This window comes from Wolbachia endosymbiont (group B) of Melanostoma mellinum (assembly GCF_947251465.1).
Taxonomy (GTDB): Bacteria; Pseudomonadota; Alphaproteobacteria; order Rickettsiales; family Anaplasmataceae; genus Wolbachia.
The window spans coordinates 669,576-692,974 of sequence record NZ_OX366366.1; the positions used below are offsets into that span (position 1 = coordinate 669,576).

At 33.7% G+C, this 23,399-nt stretch carries 22 protein-coding genes and 1 pseudogene; 12 read left to right on the top strand and 11 right to left on the bottom strand.

Features of this window, described 5'->3' with window-relative positions; all coding sequences use genetic code 11:
* Positions 1–52 precede the first annotated feature (52 nt).
* On the top strand, positions 53–835 hold the full coding sequence (locus OPR42_RS03070) for an ankyrin repeat domain-containing protein (protein WP_265041753.1): 783 nt from the start codon (positions 53–55) through the stop codon (positions 833–835).
* Between the two features lie 158 nt (positions 836–993).
* Here OPR42_RS03070 and OPR42_RS03075 read toward each other — a convergent pair whose 3' ends face one another.
* From OPR42_RS03075 to ruvA, 5 genes are all read right to left on the bottom strand, one after another.
* Complete coding sequence (locus OPR42_RS03075) at positions 994–2,448, bottom strand: hypothetical protein (protein ID WP_265041754.1); 1,455 nt, start codon at positions 2,446–2,448, stop codon at positions 994–996.
* 26 nt (positions 2,449–2,474) lie between these two features.
* Complete coding sequence (locus OPR42_RS03080) at positions 2,475–2,648, bottom strand: hypothetical protein (protein ID WP_265041755.1); 174 nt, start codon at positions 2,646–2,648, stop codon at positions 2,475–2,477.
* 449 nt (positions 2,649–3,097) lie between these two features.
* A complete protein-coding gene (locus tag OPR42_RS03085; RefSeq protein WP_265041756.1) occupies positions 3,098–4,315 on the bottom strand; it encodes a hypothetical protein in 1,218 nt (405 codons plus the stop codon).
* A 268-nt stretch (positions 4,316–4,583) separates the two neighbouring features.
* Positions 4,584–5,573, bottom strand: coding sequence for a Holliday junction branch migration DNA helicase RuvB (ruvB, locus tag OPR42_RS03090; protein ID WP_265041757.1), 990 nt, complete (start codon positions 5,571–5,573; stop codon positions 4,584–4,586).
* Entirely contained in the window at positions 5,570–6,142 is a 573-nt protein-coding gene (gene ruvA, locus OPR42_RS03095; RefSeq protein ID WP_265041758.1) for a Holliday junction branch migration protein RuvA, read from the bottom strand. Before ruvA ends, ruvB begins: the two co-directional genes overlap by 4 nt.
* 299 nt (positions 6,143–6,441) lie before the next feature.
* Between ruvA and OPR42_RS03100 the strand changes: the two genes are divergently transcribed.
* Both OPR42_RS03100 and OPR42_RS03105 read left to right on the top strand, forming a co-directional pair.
* Positions 6,442–6,966, top strand: a complete 525-nt coding sequence (locus tag OPR42_RS03100; RefSeq protein ID WP_007302376.1) for a c-type cytochrome — start codon at positions 6,442–6,444, stop codon at positions 6,964–6,966.
* Between the two features lies 1 nt (position 6,967).
* The gene (locus OPR42_RS03105) at positions 6,968–7,714 is read left to right on the top strand and encodes an alpha/beta hydrolase (protein WP_265041759.1); all 747 of its coding nucleotides are present in this window, start codon (positions 6,968–6,970) and stop codon (positions 7,712–7,714) included.
* Positions 7,715–7,756: 42 nt separating this feature from the next.
* Here the strand turns inward: OPR42_RS03105 and OPR42_RS03110 are convergent, their stop codons facing one another.
* Positions 7,757–9,670, bottom strand: coding sequence for an ATP-dependent helicase (locus tag OPR42_RS03110; protein ID WP_265041760.1), 1,914 nt, complete (start codon positions 9,668–9,670; stop codon positions 7,757–7,759).
* Positions 9,671–9,798: 128 nt separating this feature from the next.
* Positions 9,799–10,215, bottom strand: coding sequence for a WD_0964 family protein (locus OPR42_RS03115; RefSeq protein ID WP_265041762.1), 417 nt, complete (start codon positions 10,213–10,215; stop codon positions 9,799–9,801).
* Between the two features lie 211 nt (positions 10,216–10,426).
* Here OPR42_RS03115 and OPR42_RS03120 point away from each other — a divergent pair, with 211 nt between their 5' ends.
* From OPR42_RS03120 to ccmE, 8 genes are read left to right on the top strand one after another with little or no spacing between them, the layout of a single operon-like run.
* On the top strand, positions 10,427–11,014 hold the full coding sequence (locus tag OPR42_RS03120; protein ID WP_265041763.1) for an NADH-quinone oxidoreductase subunit J: 588 nt from the start codon (positions 10,427–10,429) through the stop codon (positions 11,012–11,014).
* Positions 11,005–11,313, top strand: a complete 309-nt coding sequence (gene nuoK, locus OPR42_RS03125) for an NADH-quinone oxidoreductase subunit NuoK (RefSeq protein ID WP_265041764.1) — start codon at positions 11,005–11,007, stop codon at positions 11,311–11,313. The genes OPR42_RS03120 and nuoK overlap by 10 nt, the downstream gene beginning before the upstream one ends.
* Before the next feature lie 4 nt (positions 11,314–11,317).
* On the top strand, positions 11,318–13,165 hold the full coding sequence (gene nuoL, locus OPR42_RS03130) for an NADH-quinone oxidoreductase subunit L (RefSeq protein ID WP_265041765.1): 1,848 nt from the start codon (positions 11,318–11,320) through the stop codon (positions 13,163–13,165).
* Positions 13,166–13,168: 3 nt separating this feature from the next.
* Positions 13,169–14,611, top strand: coding sequence for a complex I subunit 4 family protein (locus tag OPR42_RS03135; RefSeq protein WP_265041766.1), 1,443 nt, complete (start codon positions 13,169–13,171; stop codon positions 14,609–14,611).
* Positions 14,608–15,993: an NADH-quinone oxidoreductase subunit N gene (locus tag OPR42_RS03140; RefSeq protein ID WP_254230030.1), complete on the top strand. Its 1,386-nt coding sequence runs from the start codon at positions 14,608–14,610 to the stop codon at positions 15,991–15,993. Before OPR42_RS03135 ends, OPR42_RS03140 begins: the two co-directional genes overlap by 4 nt.
* A gap of 4 nt (positions 15,994–15,997) precedes the next feature.
* The gene (locus OPR42_RS03145) at positions 15,998–16,834 is read left to right on the top strand and encodes a biotin--[acetyl-CoA-carboxylase] ligase (protein ID WP_265041768.1); all 837 of its coding nucleotides are present in this window, start codon (positions 15,998–16,000) and stop codon (positions 16,832–16,834) included.
* Positions 16,831–16,968: a CcmD-like small membrane protein gene (locus tag OPR42_RS08890; protein ID WP_259245297.1), complete on the top strand. Its 138-nt coding sequence runs from the start codon at positions 16,831–16,833 to the stop codon at positions 16,966–16,968. Before OPR42_RS03145 ends, OPR42_RS08890 begins: the two co-directional genes overlap by 4 nt.
* Entirely contained in the window at positions 16,952–17,344 is a 393-nt protein-coding gene (gene ccmE / locus OPR42_RS03150) for a cytochrome c maturation protein CcmE (protein WP_265041769.1), read from the top strand. Before OPR42_RS08890 ends, ccmE begins: the two co-directional genes overlap by 17 nt.
* Before the next feature lie 75 nt (positions 17,345–17,419).
* Here ccmE and OPR42_RS03155 read toward each other — a convergent pair whose 3' ends face one another.
* The 4 genes and pseudogenes from OPR42_RS03155 to tnpA form a co-directional block, all read right to left on the bottom strand.
* Positions 17,420–17,923, bottom strand: coding sequence for a hypothetical protein (locus tag OPR42_RS03155; protein WP_265041770.1), 504 nt, complete (start codon positions 17,921–17,923; stop codon positions 17,420–17,422).
* A gap of 54 nt (positions 17,924–17,977) precedes the next feature.
* On the bottom strand, positions 17,978–18,283 hold the full coding sequence (locus OPR42_RS03160) for a hypothetical protein (protein ID WP_265041771.1): 306 nt from the start codon (positions 18,281–18,283) through the stop codon (positions 17,978–17,980).
* Between the two features lie 82 nt (positions 18,284–18,365).
* Entirely contained in the window at positions 18,366–19,856 is a 1,491-nt protein-coding gene (locus tag OPR42_RS03165; RefSeq protein ID WP_265041772.1) for a magnesium transporter, read from the bottom strand.
* A 283-nt stretch (positions 19,857–20,139) separates the two neighbouring features.
* Positions 20,140–20,531: pseudogene (tnpA, locus tag OPR42_RS03170) on the bottom strand (IS200/IS605 family transposase).
* A 281-nt stretch (positions 20,532–20,812) separates the two neighbouring features.
* On the opposite strand from tnpA, the gene OPR42_RS03175 reads away from it, so the two are divergent.
* A complete protein-coding gene (locus OPR42_RS03175; RefSeq protein ID WP_265041773.1) occupies positions 20,813–23,356 on the top strand; it encodes an ankyrin repeat domain-containing protein in 2,544 nt (847 codons plus the stop codon).
* Positions 23,357–23,399 lie beyond the last annotated feature (43 nt).

The window sequence follows — 23,399 nt, forward strand, 5'->3', positions numbered from 1 at the left end:
ACTTTTATTAGAGTTTATTATATTATTGATATAACTAGAATAAGGAGATGGTATGAATACTTTACTTGAAATCGTCTGTAGGCCAGGGATAAAGCATAAAGAAAAAATTAGAGAATTGAAGGCATTTCTTAATAAAAATATCGAAATACCTATTGATAAGGAGTTATTTAAATCAGCTTTATCTATAGAGGATACTGTAGATATAAGAAAAAAGATGGTGTATCTTATTTTGCAACACTGCATTGTATACGATAGTACAAGGTCTAAGAAAGCAGAGATATTGTCATTTAAAAACGTGATGAAGATTTTAGATAAAGCGGTGAATAGATCTGTTACTCATCAGTATTTCTACAAATTGATCAATTTTCAAGATCAAGATCGAGAGACGTTATTACACCAAGCTGTTAGAAATAATAACACTGGTGCTATAAGAGCCCTTTTGGAACATGTTACAAATCCTTTGATAGAGAATGTAAATAAGCAAATTCCATTAGATTTAGCTCAAGGAAAAACAAGAGAAGTACTCATTGAATGCATGCAAGACCAAGCTCAATTGAAAAAAGGAAATGCTAGATGTAATAGTTTGATTGGCATTGTACCTGGAGTTTTTCTCGGTATTGGACTGGGTGTTGGTGGTGCTTTAGTACCTTCAATGACTATTATATTATGCGCACTCGCAGTATCTGCTCTTGTTGCTGGAATAGCAGTTGGACTGGCTATATATTTCCTAAGTCAAGACTATAAACAGGCTAAATCGATAGAAAAAGCTGTTAACCCTCAACTCTCTTCTGTCGAGCATGAAAAGACTGCAGATAATAAAGCAGTACTACGATAACTGTGAGTTTTTTAACATTAGATTTCTTGCATAATCAAGTGTGATCCCAGTGTCAGCTACTTGTATAACAAGAAAGAAGGCACTGGTCTCACATGCATCTAAACGGATACATAACCTTTCATTCACAATTCATCTTTGAATAGCCTAATTTCCTTTAGCTATAAAATACACCAAGATGATTTTTTACTAGTTGATGTCTGCTTTTTTGCAGAACATTGGTCAGGCTGTGATATAGAAGGTTGGTTAAATGTTGTTTTGGGCTTATTAAAAGAAGATCGTGCTGAAGATCGTGCTGAAGAAGGGCCAAAGCCACTATCTTTAGCCGAAGCATCATCCCCACCTTTACCTTCACCATAGTAGTCGGGCCTAAGGAATTTGCTTGAGTTTTTAGCATGTGATTTACCTATAACTGAATTCTTAGGTGAATCACCAAAACCACTATCTGCACTTGTATCTGCACTTGGTCCATCCGTCCCTACTTTTTCAGGAAGGACAAGAATTTGTGGTTTCATAGCTGGCACACGCGCAGGATCAATGGACAGTTTATAATCCTTGTTGATTACAGAGCTCTCTATGATCTTATCCATCACACAGTAAGCAATGTCTGGGTTAGCAAAATCTATTCCGTACAATCCTTTACTATCACTATTCAATAGAGACTCCTGCGAAGTATGAGCTTCAACATTATTTAATACATCCATACCAAACATATTATTAACGTGATTCACTTCCCCTCTTGTTAAATATCTATTACAATTACTACCACTTACAATAGGAATTAAAACTGAATCTTCATCAGCCCCTAAGTAAGAATTACGCATCATAAAATCAACTTGTATGTTTGCTTTACGAAACAAATTAACCACTGCAAATTTCAGCATGTCAATAGCTCCAACCTCGCCTTTTGGAGTATCAAAACAACGACACACCGATGATACTCTACGCTTTACTATGTCTTGAACAAACTTAAGATCATCAAAAACGCCTTTCTTTAAATATACATCATTCCCCTTCTCTTCTAAAAAACCCTTAAATCTTTTAGGACTATTTTCATAACTTTCCATTCTCGATGAGAATGATTTTACAAAAGAGTCTTTTAATTCTTGATCATCAAAGCCCTTACAGTATAAATAAGATTTTCTTTCAAAACCCACATCGTATACATTTTCATTCACATAATCTGGACCTTTAGGATGAACGTCCATAATACGTGCTATTGTAAACCGTATAAGTTCATTAGCTAGCAAATATTTTAGATTACAAACTACCTCTTTTTCAATTGGCACTGAAAACCTATGTCTGCTACTATCTGTAATCCATTTTCCTTGCTTAAAGTTAAAAGGAAAAGAGTCTGTATAAAAAAGATCATTGGCAGCCTTTTCGACAAAAACTTTTTCATCCTCATCTTCATTATCTCCACAAAACTTTCCTACTATACTCTCTCTCATATTTTTCAAGTAGTCTTTGCGCTGACCAATATTCATATCTTTATCAAATGAGAGAACAATATGATCTTTTTCTACAGTGAGATTAGTAATAGCAGTCTCATCAGAAAGAAGAACACTATTAAACGCTTTTACTAATTCTCGATTTATTTTACTTTTATTAGGCATAACGCCACCCCCCTAAACTAATATAATTATTTACTGCTGCCCTGACCACTAGATTGATTTTTCTTTCTTTCCTCTTCACGTCTAATCATGTCTCTAAAATCATCTATTTTCTTTGGATCTATTTTGCTCAGATCAACCCTTCCTCCTCCTGGAGCAGTATTATCAAATACTCTTTTGCCTGAACCATTGTTACCGTGCATATCAACCTCTAAATTAAATTATTATTTAATGAGTATATTAAGAATCAATTATTAGCACAAGCAGTTTTTTAACATAAATTTTATTCACCATTTTTATACTCCTGGATTCCAGACTGGGATGACAAGAGAGGAGGTAATGGAATAACACCTTTCCTTATTGACTTAAGTCGCAACTGTACAAACATTGCAATATGGCACATCGTTGGCACTGCCTCCCATTCAAGACGGTGTCATTCCAGTCTGGAATCTAGAAGAGAAAATGGATCCTAAACTGAAATAACAACTCTTTTAAACTAAGTTCTCTGGATCCCAGACTGGGATGACATCAAAGGGACTACTGAAATGACAAGAGAGAGCTACTTAGATGACATTCCGCCATGTCATTCCAGCACTTGATGCTGGAATCCAGATAAAAAACCAGTCTGGAATGAAAAAAAGAGAGAGAACCTTTACACACCTCTCTCTTTGACTGAAGAAGCATGATTTTCAACTTTTATGTCCTCAGTTAATCTTCTTGGCAGTTCCACAGCAGCATTAGCAGCTTTTTGCTGACTATTGTCAGAAGGTTCTTTTCTATTGTATTTCTCCCCTAAATCCTTCTTTTCTGTGTTGTTCCTTTTCACTCTCCTGTGTCGCTCTGGAGCGGGTGGACAGACAGCTAATTTTGGTTTTTCAGTTTTCTCTTCTTTTGCTTCTTTCTTTTCTTTATTCATTTTTTCCAGTTTTTGTACTTCACTATTTTTGTGACTTATAACAGGTTTAGGTAGAGTGTCTACTAATTTTTCTATAGGCTTTGGTAAAATAGCACGTTCTTGCTTGTCTAGAACAATTGGCATTGGAACTTGAGATGAAAAATTAAATAGGGAAATTGGTATGATTTCATTCACTTTTGTTTCTATTTCTTGACGAACTTCTTTTGATTCTGTTTTTTCTGCTTTTTTGTCTCTTTTTTCCTCAGTTACATCTTGCTCTACTACTGCTGCTAAATCAACTGCAAAAATTTCTGCAAACATTGCAATGACTGAGCCCACGAGAAAAGTTTGAAGCTTCAATTTTAAATTTTGCAACGCTTGCAAACGTTCGAGTATTGCTATTTCCTCTTCAGGAGATAACTCACCGCTGAGTAATTTCTCCTGCAATTCTTTTATCTCTTTGTCTAGCCTTTTATCCCAACTTAAATCTAAATCTTTTTTGAAGATCTTTTTAACTAATTCCTTAAGCTTATCACGCAAAAACTTAATTATCGAAAGAAGCAGATTTTTCTCTTTCTTCTCCTTGAGCATTTTGTAGACTTTCGGATCTACATTTACTTCAAAAAGATTAAAGAGGGATTCAAAGAAATTTGCGAATACCCCTTGATTATTATCAGTAAAGTAATCCTCATTATCTTGTATCTGTAGCTCTACTTGAGATAATGTTTCATCAATGCAACTCGCAGCCTGACGCTCAAGCTCTATTCTCTTGAGCTCAGCTTTCCTAGCAAGCTCCTCCATGAATCCTTTTAATTCATTGAGCTTCTGCTCTGCAGAGAGATCTTGCTCTCTGATTCGATTAATGTAGATTGAGCTACCGTCCTCTTCGTTGTTATTGATTAAAAAATTTTCCATTGCTTTTTCTCCATTAATTGAATTACTGTTTCTATAATTGTTTAGAAAGCTTTTTACCATTTTATCTTAAGTCTATAAAATACAATAACTCAATCTTACAATATGAAGTATTTAATAAGTATTAATCTTAAAAAATATCAATAAGTTATTGATATTTTTACATTCATACTATATACAGCCTAGCATATATTACGTAATTTTTCAAGAACATATTCACTATAACAGAAGACTTTCTTATTTGCCTCTAAAACACCTGCAAATCATATAATAAAAGAATATTATAATGTTTAATGTAATATTATACAATGTTATAAAATATAGTATAATACTAGCATACCACTGAATTAATGCTGAGATATTCCCTTGCTTGATCAGTTAAAACACGTCCTCTTGGTGTGCGCTTTACAAAATTGACCTTGATTAAATAAGGTTCTACTGTTTCTTCAATATTGCCAACATCTTCAGATAGTGCAATAGATATGGTGTCAATTCCAACAGGTCCTGAGGTGTTAAACAAAAATCTCAGATAATCCATATCTAATTTATTTAGTCCCATTTTATCTATACCCAATTTTGATAGTGCAGAACCGGCAATTTCACAGGTAATTTTTTTATCATCTTTTACTTCAACAAAATCTCTTATTCTTCTGAGTAATCTCAAAGCAATTCTTGGAGTACCACGGGCGCGGCAGGCAATTTCCTGCACAGCATCCTTTTCGATTTCAGCACAAAGAACTCTTGCACCTCTTTTTATAATATCAACCAGTTCCTCAAAAGAATAAAACTCAAGATGCAGGGGAATACCAAAACGATCCCTCAGCGGTGCAGAAAGCAGTCCAAGCCGTGTTGTTGCCCCAATCAGTGTAAATGGTGGTAAATCTATTCTTAAAGTTCTGGTAGATGGGCCCTCACCTACTAGTATATCTAGGCAAAAATCTTCCATAGCAGTATATAAAACTTCCTCAATGCTACGATTTAATCTATGGATCTCATCGATAAATAGAACATCTTTTGCATTTAAAGTAGTGAGCACTGCAGCTAAGTCCCCAGCTTTACTAAGCAATGGACCAGAAGTTGCACGAAAGCTAACCCTTAACTCCTTAGAGACAATTTGTGCTAAAGTTGTTTTACCAAGCCCTGGAGGACCATAGAGCAATACGTGATCCAAAGCTTCAGCTCTCGTCTGTGCAGCATTTATAAACACTTTTAAATTTTGTATTAAGTCTTTTTGCCCGACAAAATCATCAAGTTGCTCAGGCCGAATATTTAAATTACGTACATCTTCAGAGTATTCCTTACTACATGATATTGACTTCATATTGTTTTAAGCGCCATACGAATAATATCTTTAGTGTCCAAGTTTGGTGATTCATCTTCTATTTTTTTTATTGTATCATAAGCTTTTGTTCTTTCATATCCAAGATTGATCAAAGCTGAAAGAGCATCTTCACTAATTGAGTGAAAATGATTGTTATTTATCTCTAATTTACTTACTTTGCCATTCAGCTCAGTAATAATTCGATTTATGAGTTTCAGGCCAAGTCCACTCACCTTAAGTGCTAGTTTATCCTCATTTATAATTGACAAAAACAGTTGCTCTGGAGTTAATTTGCTCAAAATTGACATTGCGGTTTTATAGCTGACACCGCTCACTTTAACTAATAAACGCAGACACTGCTGTTCTTCTTTACTTATAAAGCCATATAGCTGAGTAACGTTTTCTCTGCTATTTGCATAAGTGTCGATAAGTAATTTTACTCTACTTCCAATCGAACAAGCACTTAAAGTTTTGGCTGAAAGATATACTATGTAGCCAACATCATTCACATTCAGGATTATGTGATCGCTACACACCTCATCAACTATTCCTCTTAGATTTCCTATCATTTCTAGTACTTTATAAAATTCAGTTTAAATGCTCCTGAATCTTAGGTCAAGCAAACGAACATTATAGAAGTAGTTCCAGTTTCAATCATTGCAGACAAGTTTGCAGGAAATCTATTTTAATATGTTATTCCAGATCATTATGTAATTGAACCACAAGTTACTCCGATAGAAATAGAATTGCAGTCTCCTAACTTAGCTAAGTAATAGAAATTTCTATCTTTGGTGAAATAAAGGTAATTGTTTACTGTTTGCGAAAATATTTGCATAATTTAAGTAACATTACTTGATAAGAATTAACTATGGAGCTTAATAAGATTGCAGCATCGATTTTACTTTCTGGATTAATAATTATGATAGTTAGTAATGTAGTTGATATGCTCTACAACCCAGAGGATTATAAAATTGAACACCAAACAATAGTAGCAGCCAGCAATGAGCCTCAACAAAAGATTGAACAAGTGGCACTTGATATTGGAGAGCTCATGCAGAATGCTAGCTTTGAAAAAGGCAAGTCAGCAGCAAAAAAATGTATAGCTTGTCATAGTTTTGAGAAAGGTGGAATGAATAAAGTGGGGCCAAACTTATGGAACGTGGTTGGAAATAAAAAGGCCCATCTTGGCAGCTCATTCAATTACTCAAAAGCACTACTTGAAAAAGGTGGGAAATGGGAGTATGAGGAGTTATTTGCTTTTTTAAAAAATCCAAAAGCCTACATAAAAGGTACACGTATGGCATTTGCAGGCATTTCCAATCCACAAGAGATTGCAGATCTAGTCAGCTATTTGCGTTCGATGAGCGATAGTCCGGTTGCCTTGCCAAAGTAGTATGAATTATTGTAAATTACTCGATGGAAATATAGCATATCGAAAGCTACAAGGAAAGAAGGCTTCTATAGTTTTTTTTAGTGGTTTTACATCCAATATGGATGGAACTAAAGCAACTGCCGTTTACAAATTTTGCCAAGAAAATGATATAGCACTTGTGCTCTTTGATTATTTTGGCCATGGTAATTCAAGCGGTGATTTTGCTGATTATACAATAAGTGATTGGCAAAAAAATTGTGCTAAAGTGATAAGTGAATTAACTAGCAATAAACAAATAATTATAGGTTCAAGTATGGGAGGATGGCTGATGCTGCTCACTGCTCTTCAATTTCCAGAAAAAATTGCAGCATTAATCGGCATATCGTCTGCTCCTGATTTTACTGAAGATTTGATATTCAAGCAATTGTCAGACAAGCAAAAAGAAGAGCTAAGCTCTAAAGGTGTAATAGATTTTACTTCAGAGCATTGTACATACAAAATAACTAAAAATTTGATCGAAGATGGCAGAAAGAACCTTCTTTTAAACAGAGAAGCAATAGATATAAACTGTCCTGTGCGCTTATTGCATAGCATTAATGATAAAGATGTTCCTTATCAAACTTCATTGAATTTAGCTGAAAAAATTAAGTCAACAGACGTTGAAGTACACTTAATAAAATCAGCAGAACACAACATGTCTGATAATCATTCACTGAAAATTTTATTTAAGACCATCAGAGAATTTTTGCCAGGAGAAATATATAATTGAAGTAATTCAGATGTGTTTGTCGTAAGAGCTGCAGTTATAGCTTCAACAGTAGGCACTATTCTTGATCACCTCAACATTTTCTCTTGGCAATTCTTTAATAAATCGAGAAGTGCGCATTGGTTGCCACTGATTATTAATTTCCCTCCTATCTGCACATGAAATGATCAACCTTTCTTTTGCTCTAGTTATGCCAACATATGCAAGTCTTCTCTCTTCTTCTAAAGCTTTACCATTTTTATCTTCAAAAGATCTTTGATGAGGAAATAATCCTTCTTCCCAACCAGGTAAAAACACGCACGGGAATTCAAGCCCTTTAGCCGCATGAAGAGTCATAACATATACAGTGTCATCGCTATTCATATTATCCACTTCCATCACCAAACTAATATGCTCCAAGAAGGTTATAGTGCTGTCAAAATTCTTCAAAGATGAAATGAGCTCTTTAACATTTTCTATTCGCGCTAAACCCGTCACTCCTTCATTCTCAAGCATTTCCATATATCCTGATTGATTTGCTACGATTTTAACAAATTCATGCAGTGGTTTTACGCTTACTATTTCTTCCCAAGCTTTAATTTTATTTAAAAAATCATTTAGTGAGAGTTTAATTCTTTCGGTTACTTGATCACTATTAACCAATATTTTTGCTGCCTGAAAAAAAGAAATTTTGTTATCCTGAGCAGTCGTGTATATTTTCTTTAGAGTTGTAGCTCCTATGCTTCTTTTTGGACGATTTACGATCCTTTCAAAAGCGAGATCATCATTATTATTTGTAACAAGCCTCAAATATGCAATTATATCCCTTACTTCTTGACGTTCGTAGAATTTTACGCCACTTATAATCCTATAGGGAATTGAATATTTTATAAAATACTCTTCGAGCACTCTAGTTTGAAAAGTCGCTCTTACGAGCACTGCAATGTCACTAAATCTGTATTTATTGAGCTTTAATATCTGTTCGCTTATGAACCTTGCTTCAGCTTTCCCGTCCCATAATTTTATTAGATTTACCTTTTCCCCTTCAATGTTTGTTGTCCACAACTTTTTTTCTAAGCGAGTCTTATTGTGATTGATAACATATGATGCAGTTGCAAGTATGTGGGATGTTGACCTGTAGTTACACTCCAGTTTAACGGTTTTTGCATTTTTAAAATCATCGGAAAATTTCAAAATATTTTCAACTTCTGCACCACGCCAACTGTATATCGATTGATCGTCATCTCCTACACAACAAATATTTGAGTGCTCTTTTGCAAGGTATTTTAGCCAAAGATATTGTATTGCATTTGTATCTTGATATTCATCTACCATGATATATTTAAACTTGTTTTGGTAGTAGGATAGAACCTCGATCTTTTGATTAAAGAGTTGTATGTTATATAGCAATAAGTCACCAAAATCGACAGAGTTAAGGAATTTTAACCTTTCCTGATACTGGTGATAGACTTTGAGTGCAGTTACGTACACTGGCCTAAATGATTGAACGTCTTCCACTTCGAATGGCAGTAAACACTTCTCTTTCCATTGCTGAATAATATTCATAATGGTCTTACATTTTTCTGATAGGTAATCAGGGCTGATTTCATTCATGATGTTTTTTATTACCTGTAATTGGTCATCCACACCAATAATTGTAAAATTGGAATTTAGCCCCACGACTTCAGCATGATGACGTAGAATTTTTGCTGCAATTGCATGGAAAGTGCCAAGCCATGGTATGTTTGTGCCCGTGAGTTCAAGCACTCTTGATATCATTTCATTTGCTGCTTTGTTCGTGAATGTAACTGCTAATATTTCATCAGAATAAGCGTGACCGTTTCTAATTATGTGCGCTATTCTTGAAGTAATCGTTCTTGTTTTTCCCGTTCCCGCCCCTGCCAGTATCAAAATTGGCCCATTTAAGTTAGTTACAGCTAATTGTTGCTCTGGATTTAACAGTGAGAGATAATCGTTCATTGAAGCCCTATAGACTATAACTTCGTAAAGTTAAACCTATGATCCAAATATTGTAAAGATTTTATTGAATAGAACAGTTTAAAGAATGCTTCACTCAAGTACTACATATTTAAACGTAGGTTTTTTATCTATCTTGTTTTAGTAGCTTCAGGTGTATGTCGAGTAACAACAACTTGATTTGAGGTATTGGCACTAGAGCTTCTGCTTGTTGGTTGGATAGGTGGAGTTTTGAATGGCTTAGGCTTACGATTCAGTTCCTTCATCTCTATTTCCTCAGCTTTAACAGGAAGTTTTTCTGGAACATAGAAGTTATGCATTTCAGGTCGTTCAGTGAGATTTTCATATGTTTCTTTCAACCAAGCTCCGATATCATATATAAACCCATATGCTTCTTCTTTAAATTCTCTCCATGATCCACCTAAACTGGCTAGTGTGTTATTGAAGTAAATTGTCACATGATCTCTTGTGGTGTATTGATAACTTTTGCCATCTAACTTGCCACTTTGCTTATCACAAATTTCGAAGTAACCAAATATGTTATACATTTTGAGCTATTACTGACTATTAACATGCATATATTGTACATTAATAAATTAAAATTGTCAAGAGTGTTTGTGTGACTGAGGAAATGCTCTATATAATAATTTAAAATGGAGCTGAAGCTTGTAGTACAATGTTTTTAAACGTTTAATATAATATTGACTTTACGGCAATAATTATTTTAAGTTAGTAACTATTGTTGCAGTTAAAGTATCGATGCCTTTTTTCTTTTGTTTTTTCGCAATTCTTAGCATTTTATCTGCTGTTTGTGTAATTAGCGTAAGGAATCCTGTGCATGCAGTATTATTTTTAATTTTCACCTTCGTTAACTCTGCAGTGCTTTTTATTCTCCTTGGAGCTGAATTCATTGCTATGATGGTGCTGATAGTATACATCGGTGCAGTTGCAGTGTTATTCCTCTTTGTAGTCATGATGCTCGATATCGACTACATAAGATTGCATCAGGGTTTTGCAAAGCATTTCACTCTTGGTGCTATATTATGTGTTGTGTTTTTTCTAATCATCAGCTTTGTAATTCGCAGTTCAGAACCGAATATAAGCAATGTTATAAACTATAATAACAATAACGTGAAAGCTATCGGTAATTTGCTCTACACTGACTACATGTACGCTTTTCATCTTTCTGGTATTCTGCTGCTTGTTGCAATTGTTGGTGCAATTGCTCTTACTTTGCAGGAAAAGAAAAAAGGAGTTAGAAAACAGAACGTGTTAAAGCAATTGACACAATCTTCATCTGTAAAATTGATTAAGGCTAAATTTGGAAAAGGAGTGGAATGGAAATAGGATTAAATCACTTTTTGATAATTGCTGCTGTTTTGTTCACTATTGGCGTGTGTGGTATTTTCATCAACCGTAAGAGCATAATCAACATACTGTTATCAATAGAAATATTATTGCTGGCGATTAACATCAATTTAGTTGCTTTTTCTGCCTTTATTAATGATATAGTTGGGCAAATTTTTGTGATGTTTGTGTTGACTGTTGCGGCAGCAGAGTCAGGAGTTGCGCTTGCAATATTGGTTGTATATTATAGAAGCCGTGGCAATATAGACGTTGAACAAGCAAATTTAATGAAAGAATGAAAGTATGATGGATATACTGAAATTAATAGTATTTCTGCCACTTTTTGGTTCATTGTTTGGAGCATTTTTTAGAAAAAGTCAGTTAGTTACAACGGCAGGGATTGGAATATCTGCAGTTTTATCTTGGTATGTTTTTCTCACCTTCTCTGAAAATTATCACTTGAGTTTATTTCCTCTATTTTCATTAAGTGTATTAAAAGTAAATTGGGCAATTAGTGTGGATGCTCTCTCATCCTTAATGCTTATTGTTATTACCACCGTTTCACTGGTAGTACATCTCTACTCTATCGGTTATATGGAGCATGATAAGGGGAAGTCGAGGTTTTTTTCTTACCTATCGCTATTTACGTTTTGCATGATTGTGCTGGTTGTAAGCGATAATTTCGTGCAGCTTTTTTTTGGCTGGGAAGGGGTTGGCCTGTGTTCTTATTTACTCATAGGATTTTGGTTCCAAAAATATTCTGCAAATAATGCAGCAATTAAAGCATTTGTTGTGAATAGGGTAGGAGACTTTGCACTATTGATTGGAATCTTTCTTATTTATTATACATTTCACTCTTTGAATTTTACTGAAGTTTTTGACACAACTGATCTTCTTGGCACGCAGAACATTAGGGCATTCTGCTGTGAATTTAAAATAATTCATATAATATGCATATTACTTTTTATTGGCTGTATGGGTAAATCTGCACAGCTTGGTTTACATGTTTGGTTGCCCGATGCAATGGAAGGGCCAACCCCTGTTTCTGCACTCATTCACGCAGCAACGATGGTAACAGCAGGTATATTTTTAGTAGCAAAATGTTCTCCATTATTTGAGCTATCAAATGTGGCACGAGAATTAATAGTTATTGTTGGGGCACTGACTGCTTTCTTTGCAGCTACGGTTGCGATTACTCAGAACGATATAAAAAAAATAATTGCTTATTCAACCTGCAGTCAACTTGGTTATATGTTCATGGCATGTGGGCTTTCTGCTTACAATGTTGCTATTTTTCATTTAATGACACACGCTTTTTTTAAAGCTCTACTATTTCTTGGTGCTGGCAATGTGATTCATGCAATGCATCATGAGCAAAACATTCAGAAAATGGGAAATTGCTGGAAGAAAATCCCTTGCACTTATACTCTCATGTGGATTGGATCTCTTGCGCTTTCTGGAATATTTCCATTTGCAGGTTTTTACTCAAAGGATTTGATAATTGAACATGCTTATAGCACGGATAGCTTTGCTTTTGTAATAAGCTTAGTTGTTGCATTCTTCACAGCGTTTTACTCTTGGAGGTTATTGCTTCTTGTGTTCCACAGCCAAAAACAAAGTAAAATTAATATACATGAGGCACCAAAGATTATGCTTATACCATTACTGATACTCGCTTTTGGATCAGTATTTTCTGGAATATGGGGAGCAAATATTTTGAACATAACTAGTAATGCGTTTTGGAAATCAAGTTTAGTGATGATTGATGAGCATGGAGTTCATAATTTCTTTATACAACTACTGCCAACCTTAGCAAGCCTAAGTGGAATAGCACTTGCGTACCTAATTTACCAATATCAAGTAATTAGGCAAATTAAGAGTAAATTTTTACTTAAGTTTTTGCAGAATAAATGGTACTTTGATGAGGTGTATGAGTTTGTTATAATTGCACCGATAAGGTTTATATCTAGGCTTCTATGGAAGTTTGATGTTAAGGCTATTGATTCATTTGGACCAAATGGTGTTGTAAGGTTGGTTAATGAATGTTCAAAAAGTTCTGTAAAGTTGCAAACTGGTTATATATTTGATTATGCATTTATTATGTTTGTTACTCTAATAATCGGTGCTTTATATATTATTGGAATTAAATAGAAGGTGTTGTTACTTAGTATATTCTTGCTTCCACTGATAGGAGCGTTGATTTTACCCTTAATCAGGATTAATCATCAATCTATACACTTAAGATTTCTTGCCCTATTTTTTGCTGTACTTCCATTTTTGCTTAGCATTGTAGCTTGTATAGAATTTGATTATAACGATGCGGACTTTCAGTTTGTCAGCTACCCAATTAGAAATGTTGGAATAGGGATAGATGGTATATCATTGCTTTTCCTTCTGCTTACAACTTTCTTGTTTGTAATTTGTATACTCTACAACTGCAAAATGAATTATACGACCCTAAAAGCCTATATGGCATTGTTTCTACTGCTTGAGAGTTTTGTAGTCGGTTTTTTCGTTTCACTGAATGCTATAAGCTTTTATGTGTTTTTTGAAGCTGTTTTAATACCAATGTTCTTTATTATTGGCATCTGGGGAGGAAAACATAGGGTATATGCAACGTTTAAGTTGTTTCTTTATACATTAACTGGCTCATTATTATTCCTACTTGGATTGGTGTACATCTATAGCATTTTTGGAACGTTTAATATACAAAAATTAGCTACATTAGTGCCAAGCCTTGATCTTGAAGTGCAGTCATTGCTGTGGATTGCATTTTTTATTTCTTTTGCAATAAAAGTACCGATGTTTCCATTTCACACTTGGCTTCCTGATGCGCATGTGCAATCACCAACTTCTGGATCTGTGATTTTAGCTGGCTTGCTTATTAAAATGGGGGGATATGGATTTTTAAGGTTTTCTATTCCAATGCTTCCTCAGGCAAGTTTGTATTTTTCAAATTTTGTTGTTGTACTGAGCATTATTGCGGTGATATATGCTTCGCTAGTTGCGTTTGCTCAAGATGATATAAAGAAGTTAATAGCTTATTCTTCAATAGCACATATGGGGATCGTTACCGCTGGCCTCTTTTCATTTTGTGAGGAAGGAGTACTGGGTAGTATATTTCAAATGATTAGTCATGGCCTTATTTCTGCTGCTTTATTTTTATGTGTTGGAATGCTATATACTCGAACTGGGACTTTGGAGATTGCAAAATATTTTGGCATAGTAAACACAATGCCAAAATTTGGTTTTATGTTCATTTTATTTTCAATGGCTTCAATAGGGCTGCCTGGAACATCTGGGTTCGCAGGTGAGTTTTTGGCTATGGTTGGGATGTTTAAGAGCATAGGGTTTTTTACAGGATTTATCGCACTTGGCACTATTTTAAGCGCAGTTTATATGCTGAATTTATGTAAGCAAATAATATGGGGGGTTAGCTATTCTAAATTATTAAATAACCGTTTGGATAGCATAGAATTTTCTGTCTTAATTCTGCTTGCAGTGTTTGTTATTTTGCTTGGATTTTACCCAACCCTTGCACTGAATTATTTGAAGCCATGTATGGCAAATTTGTTAGTCAAATATAATGCGCTATGAATTATATACAGATATTGCCGGAAATGTTCTCTATTATCTCCTCGTTAGTGTTGCTACTGCTTGGGATTATATTTAACCGCAGAACTATCAACTTATTAGCACTTGGCTGCACAGTGGTAACTTTGATTATTTTAATTCTTTCGGCAGAAAACAATGAAATTTTTCTCTTTAATTCGTTGTTAAAACTCAATTTATACATCAGGTCAGCCCAAGGGTTAATTCTCAGCACAGGAATTTTAATACTTTTGATGCTGAATTTATCAAAATATGACTATAAATATGAATTTTCAATACTGATTCTTTTTGCACTGTTTGGCATGATAACTTTAGTTTCAGCAAATAGTCTGATTTCTTTTTACTTAGCTTTTGAGTTGATGAGTATATCTTTGTATGTTCTTGCGAGCTTTAATAAAGATTCGATTTATTCATGTGAAGCAGGAGTGAAATATTTTACACTTAGTGCACTATCTTCCTGCATTATGCTGTATGGAATGTCTCTGCTTTATGGATATACAGGACAAGTCAATTTCTCTGAGCTCGGTTCATTCTTGCAAAACCATCAGATAACTTATGGAATAGTTTTTGGGTTAGTTTTTATCCTTATTGGTTTGTGTTTCAAGCTTGCTATTGCTCCTTTTCATATGTGGGCTCCAGATGTCTATCAAGGTGCACCTACCATAGTAACTGCGTTTTTTTCTACGGCCCCAAAAGCTACACTTGTAACATTTTTAATTCGATTGATGAATGAAGAGTTAGTAAATGTAAAAAGTTATGTTCAGCCTATTTTCTTATACGTTTCAGCATTGTCTGTGCTTATCTCAGCTTTTGGGGCCTTGCGTCAGCAAAACTTAAAAAGGCTGCTTGCTTACAGTTCAATTGGTCATATTGGTTTTATATTTGCTTCACTTTCTATTTTTACACAAGCAGGAACAGATAGTGCCTTAATGTATTTGGTGATATATATCATCACAAGCATAGGGCTATTCTCATATCTCGTACAAATTGACGATGATGATTGTGATATTGCAAATTTATCTGGTATAGGAAAAAAGCAACCAATTTTAGCATTCCATCTTTCTATACTATTACTCTCGATGTCGGGAATACCTCCACTTGCAGGTTTTATCGCTAAATTTTTTATATTCAAAAGTTTAATAAATTCTGGCTTTATCAGCCTGTCTTTGATCCTTGTAATAGCGAGTGTGATATCATGCTACTATTATTTAAATATCATGAAAGTTATGTATTTTGATAAAGCTAGTGGTAATAAGGTTGCTTATTCTAGGGGTCTATTCATTATCACTTCAGTAGTTTCACTGATCAATCTCGTTCTTTTCTTGTATGTAGAAGATCTTGACTCACTCATTAAACTAAAGGGCTGACAAGGTGATCCTTGAAGGTTTTCGTATTTATCATTACAAAGAAGTTCCAAGTACTAATAAAGAAGCATTGGGTTTAATTGAGAAAGGGATATCTAATGAAACTATTATTATTGCCGATAAACAAGAAGAAGGCAGGGGACGCACTGGAAAAAGCTGGATTTCTCCAGAGGGTAATCTCTATGCAAGTTTGATAATTAACCAAGAAACGGATGTCAGCAAATTGACAGAATGGACTTTTGTGACTGCTCTTGCTGTTGGAAATACTTTATTATCGTTAAATTTCTTGAATAATCAAACCCACTGCGGTGTCATTCCAGTGCGTGACACTGGAATCCATACTTTTTCTTCTGGATCCCAGTGTCAAAGCACTGGGATGACAAGAGATCAATTCATAAACGATCTCAATCTTCAACATAAATGGCCAAATGATGTTCTAATCGATGGCAAGAAAATAAGCGGAATATTGCTTGAAAAAAAATCCAATTCGAATTGGCTCATTATAGGAATTGGAATTAATGTCAATCATGCGCCACTTCCAGGCACAACGTGCATTAGCAATTACGGTGAATCTGTGTCTAACATGGATCTGTTAAAGGAATTAATAATAAATTTTAATAAGCTAAGAAAGCAATGGCTATTTGATGGGTTTTATGCTATAAGAGAAATGTGGTTAAAAAAAGCATTCAAAATGAATGAGCAAATCAGTGTAAAGTTAGCTGACAAATTGTATGAAGGAATTTTTGCTGATATAGATAAAAGTGGTAAATTGGTGTTTCAGCAAAAGGATGGAAGCTTAATTTATTTTGATGCAGGTGAGTTATTTATTGGTAATGCATTATGAATACATATGTAATTTTTGCTTACCTTATTAGTTTTACGTTGATTACCGGAGAACTGATTTTTACCATTTCTTGCTATACTAAAAGTAAAAAAATTCTAAAAAGCCTGAAAGATAATAATGAAGAAGAAACATAAGCGATTACTTATAACTTCAGGAATTTTCTGCTTTTTAAGTTGTGCAGTTTTTTTTATTTTAACAACGCTCAAAGAAAATATCTCATTTTTCTATACAGTAAGTGAAGCCATAGTCTTGCCAAATAATCAAAAGCCAATCCGTGTTGGTGGAATGGTTGTTGAAAATAGCGTGATACGGAGCGAAAGTGAAGTAATTTTTCAAATGACAGATTTTAACAAAAGCGTTGTGGTAAAATATCAAGGGATACTTCCACCAATGTTTTCAGAAAAAAGTGGTGTTGTTGTGCAAGGTAAAATGTTTGATAATAGTACTTTTCTTGCAGATACGGTGTTTGCAAAACATGATGAGAACTATAAGCCGAAAGTCCTAAAATAGATTTCCTAATTCAGTTGTATTGAAATGGTATGTGAAAGAAAGCAACAGCCTGCTAGCAAGCTGTTACTTTCCTAACTACCACAATATATCAGAGTGAGCTGGTGCTTCCCATTCTACGTTATTATGGTCAATTATTGCTGCTTTTAATCCTTCAACTTCGCCCCTTAGGTGATCAAGTTCTTCTGCCCATGTTCTATAGTTTTGATTATTATCAATAAATCCATCCTGCTGAATTAACTTATTCAAATGAGATAAACCTTCGACCAAGTGTTGGTTCATATCAATAAACTCTCCTCTAAGTTGTGCTATGTTCTCCATAATTGAGACACGCAAGCCCGAAACAAACTTCTCGTTTAAATCGCAGACTAACTTATCCATAACTTGATAGACGTAATGAATTGTTGCAATTTTATCTTCAATGTCCTCAAAGTTTGTGGGCTTAACTTCAACTTCTATATTGTCTATTTCTTTAAACTTGAAAGCGCTCATTTGGTTTATTGCTTCAAAGTTATTTTCGCTTTCTTGTTTACTGTTGTTACTCATGTTAGCTCCATAAAATTTTAAAATCAACTCAGCCATATTGAAATGGTATGTGGAGAAAGTAATAGCCTAGAGACTATTACTCTTTCCAGTTTAAGCCCAATCTGGTTCATTAGTGATATTGTCTTCTAATTCTTTTACTCTTGTCTGTAAGTTATTCAGGCTCTGTACTAAACCACTATCTACATTACCAACGTCTTCAATCAGTTTTTTGACTTTTTCTTGTTCTCCATGCAAGTTAGTATTTACTTGCACAACAAGTCCGTCATTCATACTTTCAATCAGTTTATCAATAACATTATGAGTATAACCAACTGTCGCTTTTGTACCTTTACTCGTTTCATAATTTATCGGTTTTGCAAGGGTAACTTTACTTATAATTTTTGGTTCATTGGCCATATAAACTACCTCATTAAAATTTAAAATTTCAAACAAAATCAACTATAGAAATATAAAAAGCTCTTTTCAAACCCATAAATATTTAGCTCAACAATACTTCGTATCCAGTCTGAAAGTACTCTTCCATTACCATTAGTTCAGCATTGGCGTTTTGAAGAGGGCCCTCCCATTCAGGTTTATCAGTAGAATCTCCAAGTTTCTTAATCAGCTCAAGGATTTCCTTTTGTTTTTCATTTTGTTCATCAAACTTCTCCTGAAATGCATCAATAATAGCTTTAGATTGATCTTTACTGCTAAGATCGCCAATCACAGATATGACTTTCTCATGAGGCAGTTTGTGAATGATGTCTTTAAGCTCTTCTGCATCTACGTTATCCAAAAGTTCTTTAAACTGCTCACGAGACATATTATGAGCAAAAGCTTGAAGTTTTTCTGGTTTGTCAACTAAAGACTTAATAACCATCTGAATCTTATTAGGATCAGTTAAATCTCGAGCTACTATTGCAAGTTTCTCGTGGTCTAGCTTATTAATTAAATCATGTAATGTATCTTCTTCTAAAGTTTTTACTAAGATTGGAAGTTTACTTTTCAACGCTTCGTCCAAAATAGTGTTTATCATTTTCTCATTTGAATTTTTTATTAGTTCTACAAACTGGTCATGCTTCATTGTCTTGATCATCATCTCGAACTGATCCATTTTAAGGTGAGGGAAAATTTGTCTTACTTGATCTAGGTTAAAGTCTTTTACTAAGTTCGTAACCTGATTCTCATTTAATAAGGGGACTATTATTCCTAACTTTTTTGAATCCAATGTGTAAGTAAGGGCTTGTAATTGATGATTGGTTAAATGATCCACTAAAGCTCGAAATTGTTCATCTGTTAAGTTCTCTGCTAAAACCTGTAGTTGTTTATTTGTTAAGCTCTTTGCTAAAATCTGTAATTTCTCATTATTAAGAATATCGGCAAGAGTCTCTAACTGATTTCCTGTTAAGTTCTTAAAAAAAGTTTTGGCGAACTCACTTGATATTAGTACACTCTTTGGTATCTTAGACGATGTTATATCTTCTATCAACTTTGCTGTATCATGGTGTGGCATACTGTATTGTAATATCTTGTTGTCAGGTGAATCGATTATGTTTCCTTCCTTATCTGAAAAATAATATTTATCGTCACCAAGACCTGATTCCTCCCATGTTAAATATTTGTACTTCAATTCTTCACCTACAAAATTATGATAACCAGTTTTATCTCCTATGCCCCAATTTAATGATAGTTTAACTAATCTATCATTGTCATATGCAAATGAATTACTGTTCTCGGAATAACCAGGTGTACCACGGTGAACATATCGATTTTGTTTTTCTTCTACGCAGTACATTACTCCGTTCTGAAGAAAACTGTTACATAATCTTATAGATAACTCTAGGTTATTGTCTTCTTCACTGAGTGGTGTAAGCTTGACTTTTTTCATAGATTGAGGATTTTTAATGTTAGAATACACTTCATATTCACTAGATCCGCATGAAAATTGCTGTCCAGGTACCATCTTAAAGACATGTTTTTTTCCACTCATAAGTATTATCTAATAAATTTAATTATAGCTATTCTAGCATTTAATGATTAATTTATAATTAAATTAGCATGTATTGGAGTCATAATAACAAATATCACTAGAGAATTAGTATAAAACCCCGATAGAATAAATAGGCTGGCTTTATGGTATGTTGAAACCTATATTGGTGGGGGTAAGCGTACTTTTCGAACTCGCTCTCTCCAATATTATACAAAATGAGTAAAGTGAGTAAATAAAAGAATTTAATTTGTACTTAATGACATCTCAATTCAACCACTATGGATTAAAATCCAAAGATTGAAAGAGAGCGTAGAATGCTAACTTTCAACTCACCAAATTTATCTTCTTTTTTAGAGTGATTTTCAATATGATTTTTTATCATTACAAAGTAGCCTACTAACCATAACTCAGTATCTTTTTCTCAGCTCTGGAAAGTTTTGCTGGAACTTTTTCCTTTTATTAACTGCACTAACTTACTAATACTGAAGTATGGGGTACAGAAACGTATACATGTTGACGCAACTCTACCTCTGATAATTTCTACTTCCACATACTTCTTGTACAACTTCTTTAGTTTTCTGACCAATATCTCCAACTAATACTGGATATCGATATTTTGTTATCCACACTATGTGATATATATACAGAGTGACTGCTTTTTCTATAATATTCCACATTCTTTCAAATTTTTCACCTTAAGATTATATTCTTGAAAGGATGGTCCAGGGTTTTTCTCCCAAATTTAGGAGAATAAAGAAAATTTTAGGTGATTTATAGCAAAAACGAAATTTAAAGATAGAACAAAGCCCTTCTACAAGCTTAACTCAAAAACTTAAATAAAATAGCCTAAAGATACAATATCTATAAAAGTTACTTGTATTATCGATTTCATTTACTAATATATAATAAAATCTAATATGATCTTAAATTTAAATATAAAATAAGTAATTAACTTTATGGTGAAGGTAATAGATTATCTCGGGACAGATTCACAAGCAGTTAAGTTAGATAGGGAAGAAAAATCTTTTCAATTTAAAAATAGAATAAGACGTCAATATAACCCTAATGATATTAATGTTGCCAAGTTGTTTCTTGCGATACGTGAGCATAGAACGGATAATCCTCAGCTAAATAAGATTAGTGAAATTGAAGGGTTACTTACTCAAGTAGAAAATATTAATGATATTGATCTCAATGATGGTGGTAATACACCACTACATGTTGCTGTAAGCAAAAATCATCAAGACATTGTTGAACTTCTTTTGAATGTGTCTGGTATAGACCCAAATATTAAAAATAATCAAGGTAAAACTCCACTAGATATTGCTAAGCAACAAAATAAGGGAGAGATTATTAGGACTCTAGAAGAACATTTAAAAAAATTTTCTGATCAAGTAAAAAGACTTTCTGCACAGGAGGAGGAAGTACATGAAAAGCTAAGAAAGTTTGTTGAAGATTTTGTTTTTATTTATGAACGCTCTTTATCAGAGTACTATGAGAGACTAGAAAATCAAAGAGGAAAGCAAGGTAAATGGGCTGATTTTGTTAATATGATAATATATATAGGAAAAGGTGGAACAGAACAAGGAGAAGCGGAATCAAAAGTAATTCCTCTTATTGGAATTAACATTCTTCGAGCAACAATATCCAGCATTGGTAGTAGTTATAATAGAGCAGAGCTTAAAAAGCTGATAGATCAATTGTATATATTTAAAAAGGATCCAATCAAAGTCAGGGAAGAGTTAGTAAAATCTGGTATTGAAATCTTTCAAAGTTTTGAGAGCCAATTTATACAAGTAACAGCAGAAGGAAGTTGGCGGAGAGCAATGACAAAATTAGCAGAAGATGCTGTGAATAGAGTGGTTGATTACTATAGAAAAAATACTGAAAAAGAGCTTTGTGCTTCCTCAATTACTGAGGGTATTATTTTTGGAAAATCAAAAAGATATAAACAAACCTACACTGGTGTTCCTCATATTAAGCTAGGACATACTTTAGAAAGTAAAAATTCATGGAATACTGCAGAAATATTTGATAAAGCGGGATTAGTAACGATAAAGAGCGATGGTCGTGCTGATAAATACTATAGGAGAATAGACGGAAAGAGTGATACTAGCAAATATGGCTATCGTCTTCTTTTGAAGTGGGAGTTGGAAAATAAAATAAAAAAATTCATGAAAGAATACAGTGAAGAAAATCCTCCCAGAGAAGAGTATAGGTATGTTTTAAAGTCAGATGGGAAAACAAATGAAGAATGGGAAGATGAATTATTGAATGAGATTAATAAGCAAGATCCGAAGTTAGTCGAAGAGAGGTTACTAAGCAAATTCAAAGGAGAAATGGAACAGGAAGCTGAAAAAAACTTCAATGAATTAGAGGATTATATAGATAAGAATTTTAATGAGTTATCAGGTTACATAGAAAGTAATCAAAATGAGATTAAGGGAGTCTTTGATGAATTAATGAGTCAATATCAGGAAGCCAGTAGGCAACGTCACAAGATAGCAGATTCTATTGTAGAAGGAAGGAAAGAAAGTGAAAAAAGTTTCGAGAAAATAGATAAAAAGCTTGATAAGATATATGATGCAGTTGTAGCAAGAGAGCAAGTAAGAAAGCCTATTTGGTTTAATGTGAAAAAGCCAGTAATTTTGTTTGTTGGAAGAAGGGAAGAGTTAATTGACCTACATAATAAGATACAACGTAGTTCAGAAAAAGTAACAGTAATATCACAAATAACCTCAATTAGCGGTTTAGGAGGAATAGGAAAAACTGAGTTAGCTAGACAATATGTTCAAGAATATAGTAAAGATTGTTATGACAACGTTATATGGATCAATGCTGAAAGTGAGATAGCTCTTGTTGAATCATTTACTCGATTAGCGAAGAATAAACTAAGAATTGATATAAAAGATGAGAATGGAAAAGAAAAGGATATAAAAGCTCTCATAGAAGAGGTTTATGAATTTTTCAGTAATAGTAAAAGCTTGTTTATTTTTGATGATGCCGAGAAAAGTGATTATTTGAATAAGTTTTTACCACTACATGATTTATTACCGGGTGGTAATGGACCATATATTTTAATTACTTCTCGTAATCGAGAGTGGGAAAAAGGAATAGAAGTTATTGATCTGAACGAACTAAAGTCAGAAGAAGCGATAGAACTTGTAAAAAAGGGCTTGATTATAGAAGATGAATCTCAAAATGAAAAGATAAAAGCTTTGGTAGAGAAATTACAACATTTTCCTTTAGCTATACAGCAAGCAATATCATATATTGAAGATCAAAGAGTTACTAGAAAATTTGATATAGATGATTACCTAAAGGAATATGAGAAAAAAGCGAAAGATTTGCTTAATTATGAAGGATTTAGAGGAATTGATAATAACTATGCAAAAACAACTTTCACAACTTGGAAGATTACAACCGATAAGATAGCAAGCAATGAAAAGCATGGAAATTTGTATCCGTTCAGAGGTGTGGCAAGGATAAAAAACAATTGACATAATATATTAAAGTAGTAATAACACAAAATGTTGATAGTAA

Excerpts from the sequence above, each read along its gene's own strand:
- OPR42_RS03160 (WP_265041771.1), bottom strand. The coding sequence starts at position 18,283 with ATGGCCAATGAACCAAAAATTATAAGTAAAGTTACCCTTGCAAAACCG.
- OPR42_RS03070 (WP_265041753.1), top strand. The coding sequence starts at position 53 with ATGAATACTTTACTTGAAATCGTCTGTAGGCCAGGGATAAAGCATAAA.
- OPR42_RS03115 (WP_265041762.1), bottom strand. The coding sequence starts at position 10,215 with ATGTATAACATATTTGGTTACTTCGAAATTTGTGATAAGCAAAGTGGC.
- OPR42_RS03165 (WP_265041772.1), bottom strand. The coding sequence starts at position 19,856 with ATGAGTGGAAAAAAACATGTCTTTAAGATGGTACCTGGACAGCAATTT.
- ccmE (WP_265041769.1), top strand. The coding sequence starts at position 16,952 with ATGAAGAAGAAACATAAGCGATTACTTATAACTTCAGGAATTTTCTGC.
- OPR42_RS03140 (WP_254230030.1), top strand. The coding sequence starts at position 14,608 with ATGAATTATATACAGATATTGCCGGAAATGTTCTCTATTATCTCCTCG.
- OPR42_RS08890 (WP_259245297.1), top strand. The coding sequence starts at position 16,831 with ATGAATACATATGTAATTTTTGCTTACCTTATTAGTTTTACGTTGATT.
- OPR42_RS03105 (WP_265041759.1), top strand. The coding sequence starts at position 6,968 with ATGAATTATTGTAAATTACTCGATGGAAATATAGCATATCGAAAGCTA.
- OPR42_RS03175 (WP_265041773.1), top strand. The coding sequence starts at position 20,813 with ATGGTGAAGGTAATAGATTATCTCGGGACAGATTCACAAGCAGTTAAG.
- OPR42_RS03075 (WP_265041754.1), bottom strand. The coding sequence starts at position 2,448 with ATGCCTAATAAAAGTAAAATAAATCGAGAATTAGTAAAAGCGTTTAAT.
- OPR42_RS03120 (WP_265041763.1), top strand. The coding sequence starts at position 10,427 with ATGCCTTTTTTCTTTTGTTTTTTCGCAATTCTTAGCATTTTATCTGCT.
- ruvA (WP_265041758.1), bottom strand. The coding sequence starts at position 6,142 with ATGATAGGAAATCTAAGAGGAATAGTTGATGAGGTGTGTAGCGATCAC.
- nuoL (WP_265041765.1), top strand. The coding sequence starts at position 11,318 with ATGATGGATATACTGAAATTAATAGTATTTCTGCCACTTTTTGGTTCA.
- OPR42_RS03080 (WP_265041755.1), bottom strand. The coding sequence starts at position 2,648 with ATGCACGGTAACAATGGTTCAGGCAAAAGAGTATTTGATAATACTGCT.
- nuoK (WP_265041764.1), top strand. The coding sequence starts at position 11,005 with ATGGAAATAGGATTAAATCACTTTTTGATAATTGCTGCTGTTTTGTTC.
- OPR42_RS03085 (WP_265041756.1), bottom strand. The coding sequence starts at position 4,315 with ATGGTAAAAAGCTTTCTAAACAATTATAGAAACAGTAATTCAATTAAT.
- OPR42_RS03110 (WP_265041760.1), bottom strand. The coding sequence starts at position 9,670 with ATGAACGATTATCTCTCACTGTTAAATCCAGAGCAACAATTAGCTGTA.
- OPR42_RS03100 (WP_007302376.1), top strand. The coding sequence starts at position 6,442 with ATGGAGCTTAATAAGATTGCAGCATCGATTTTACTTTCTGGATTAATA.
- ruvB (WP_265041757.1), bottom strand. The coding sequence starts at position 5,573 with ATGAAGTCAATATCATGTAGTAAGGAATACTCTGAAGATGTACGTAAT.
- OPR42_RS03155 (WP_265041770.1), bottom strand. The coding sequence starts at position 17,923 with ATGGCTGAGTTGATTTTAAAATTTTATGGAGCTAACATGAGTAACAAC.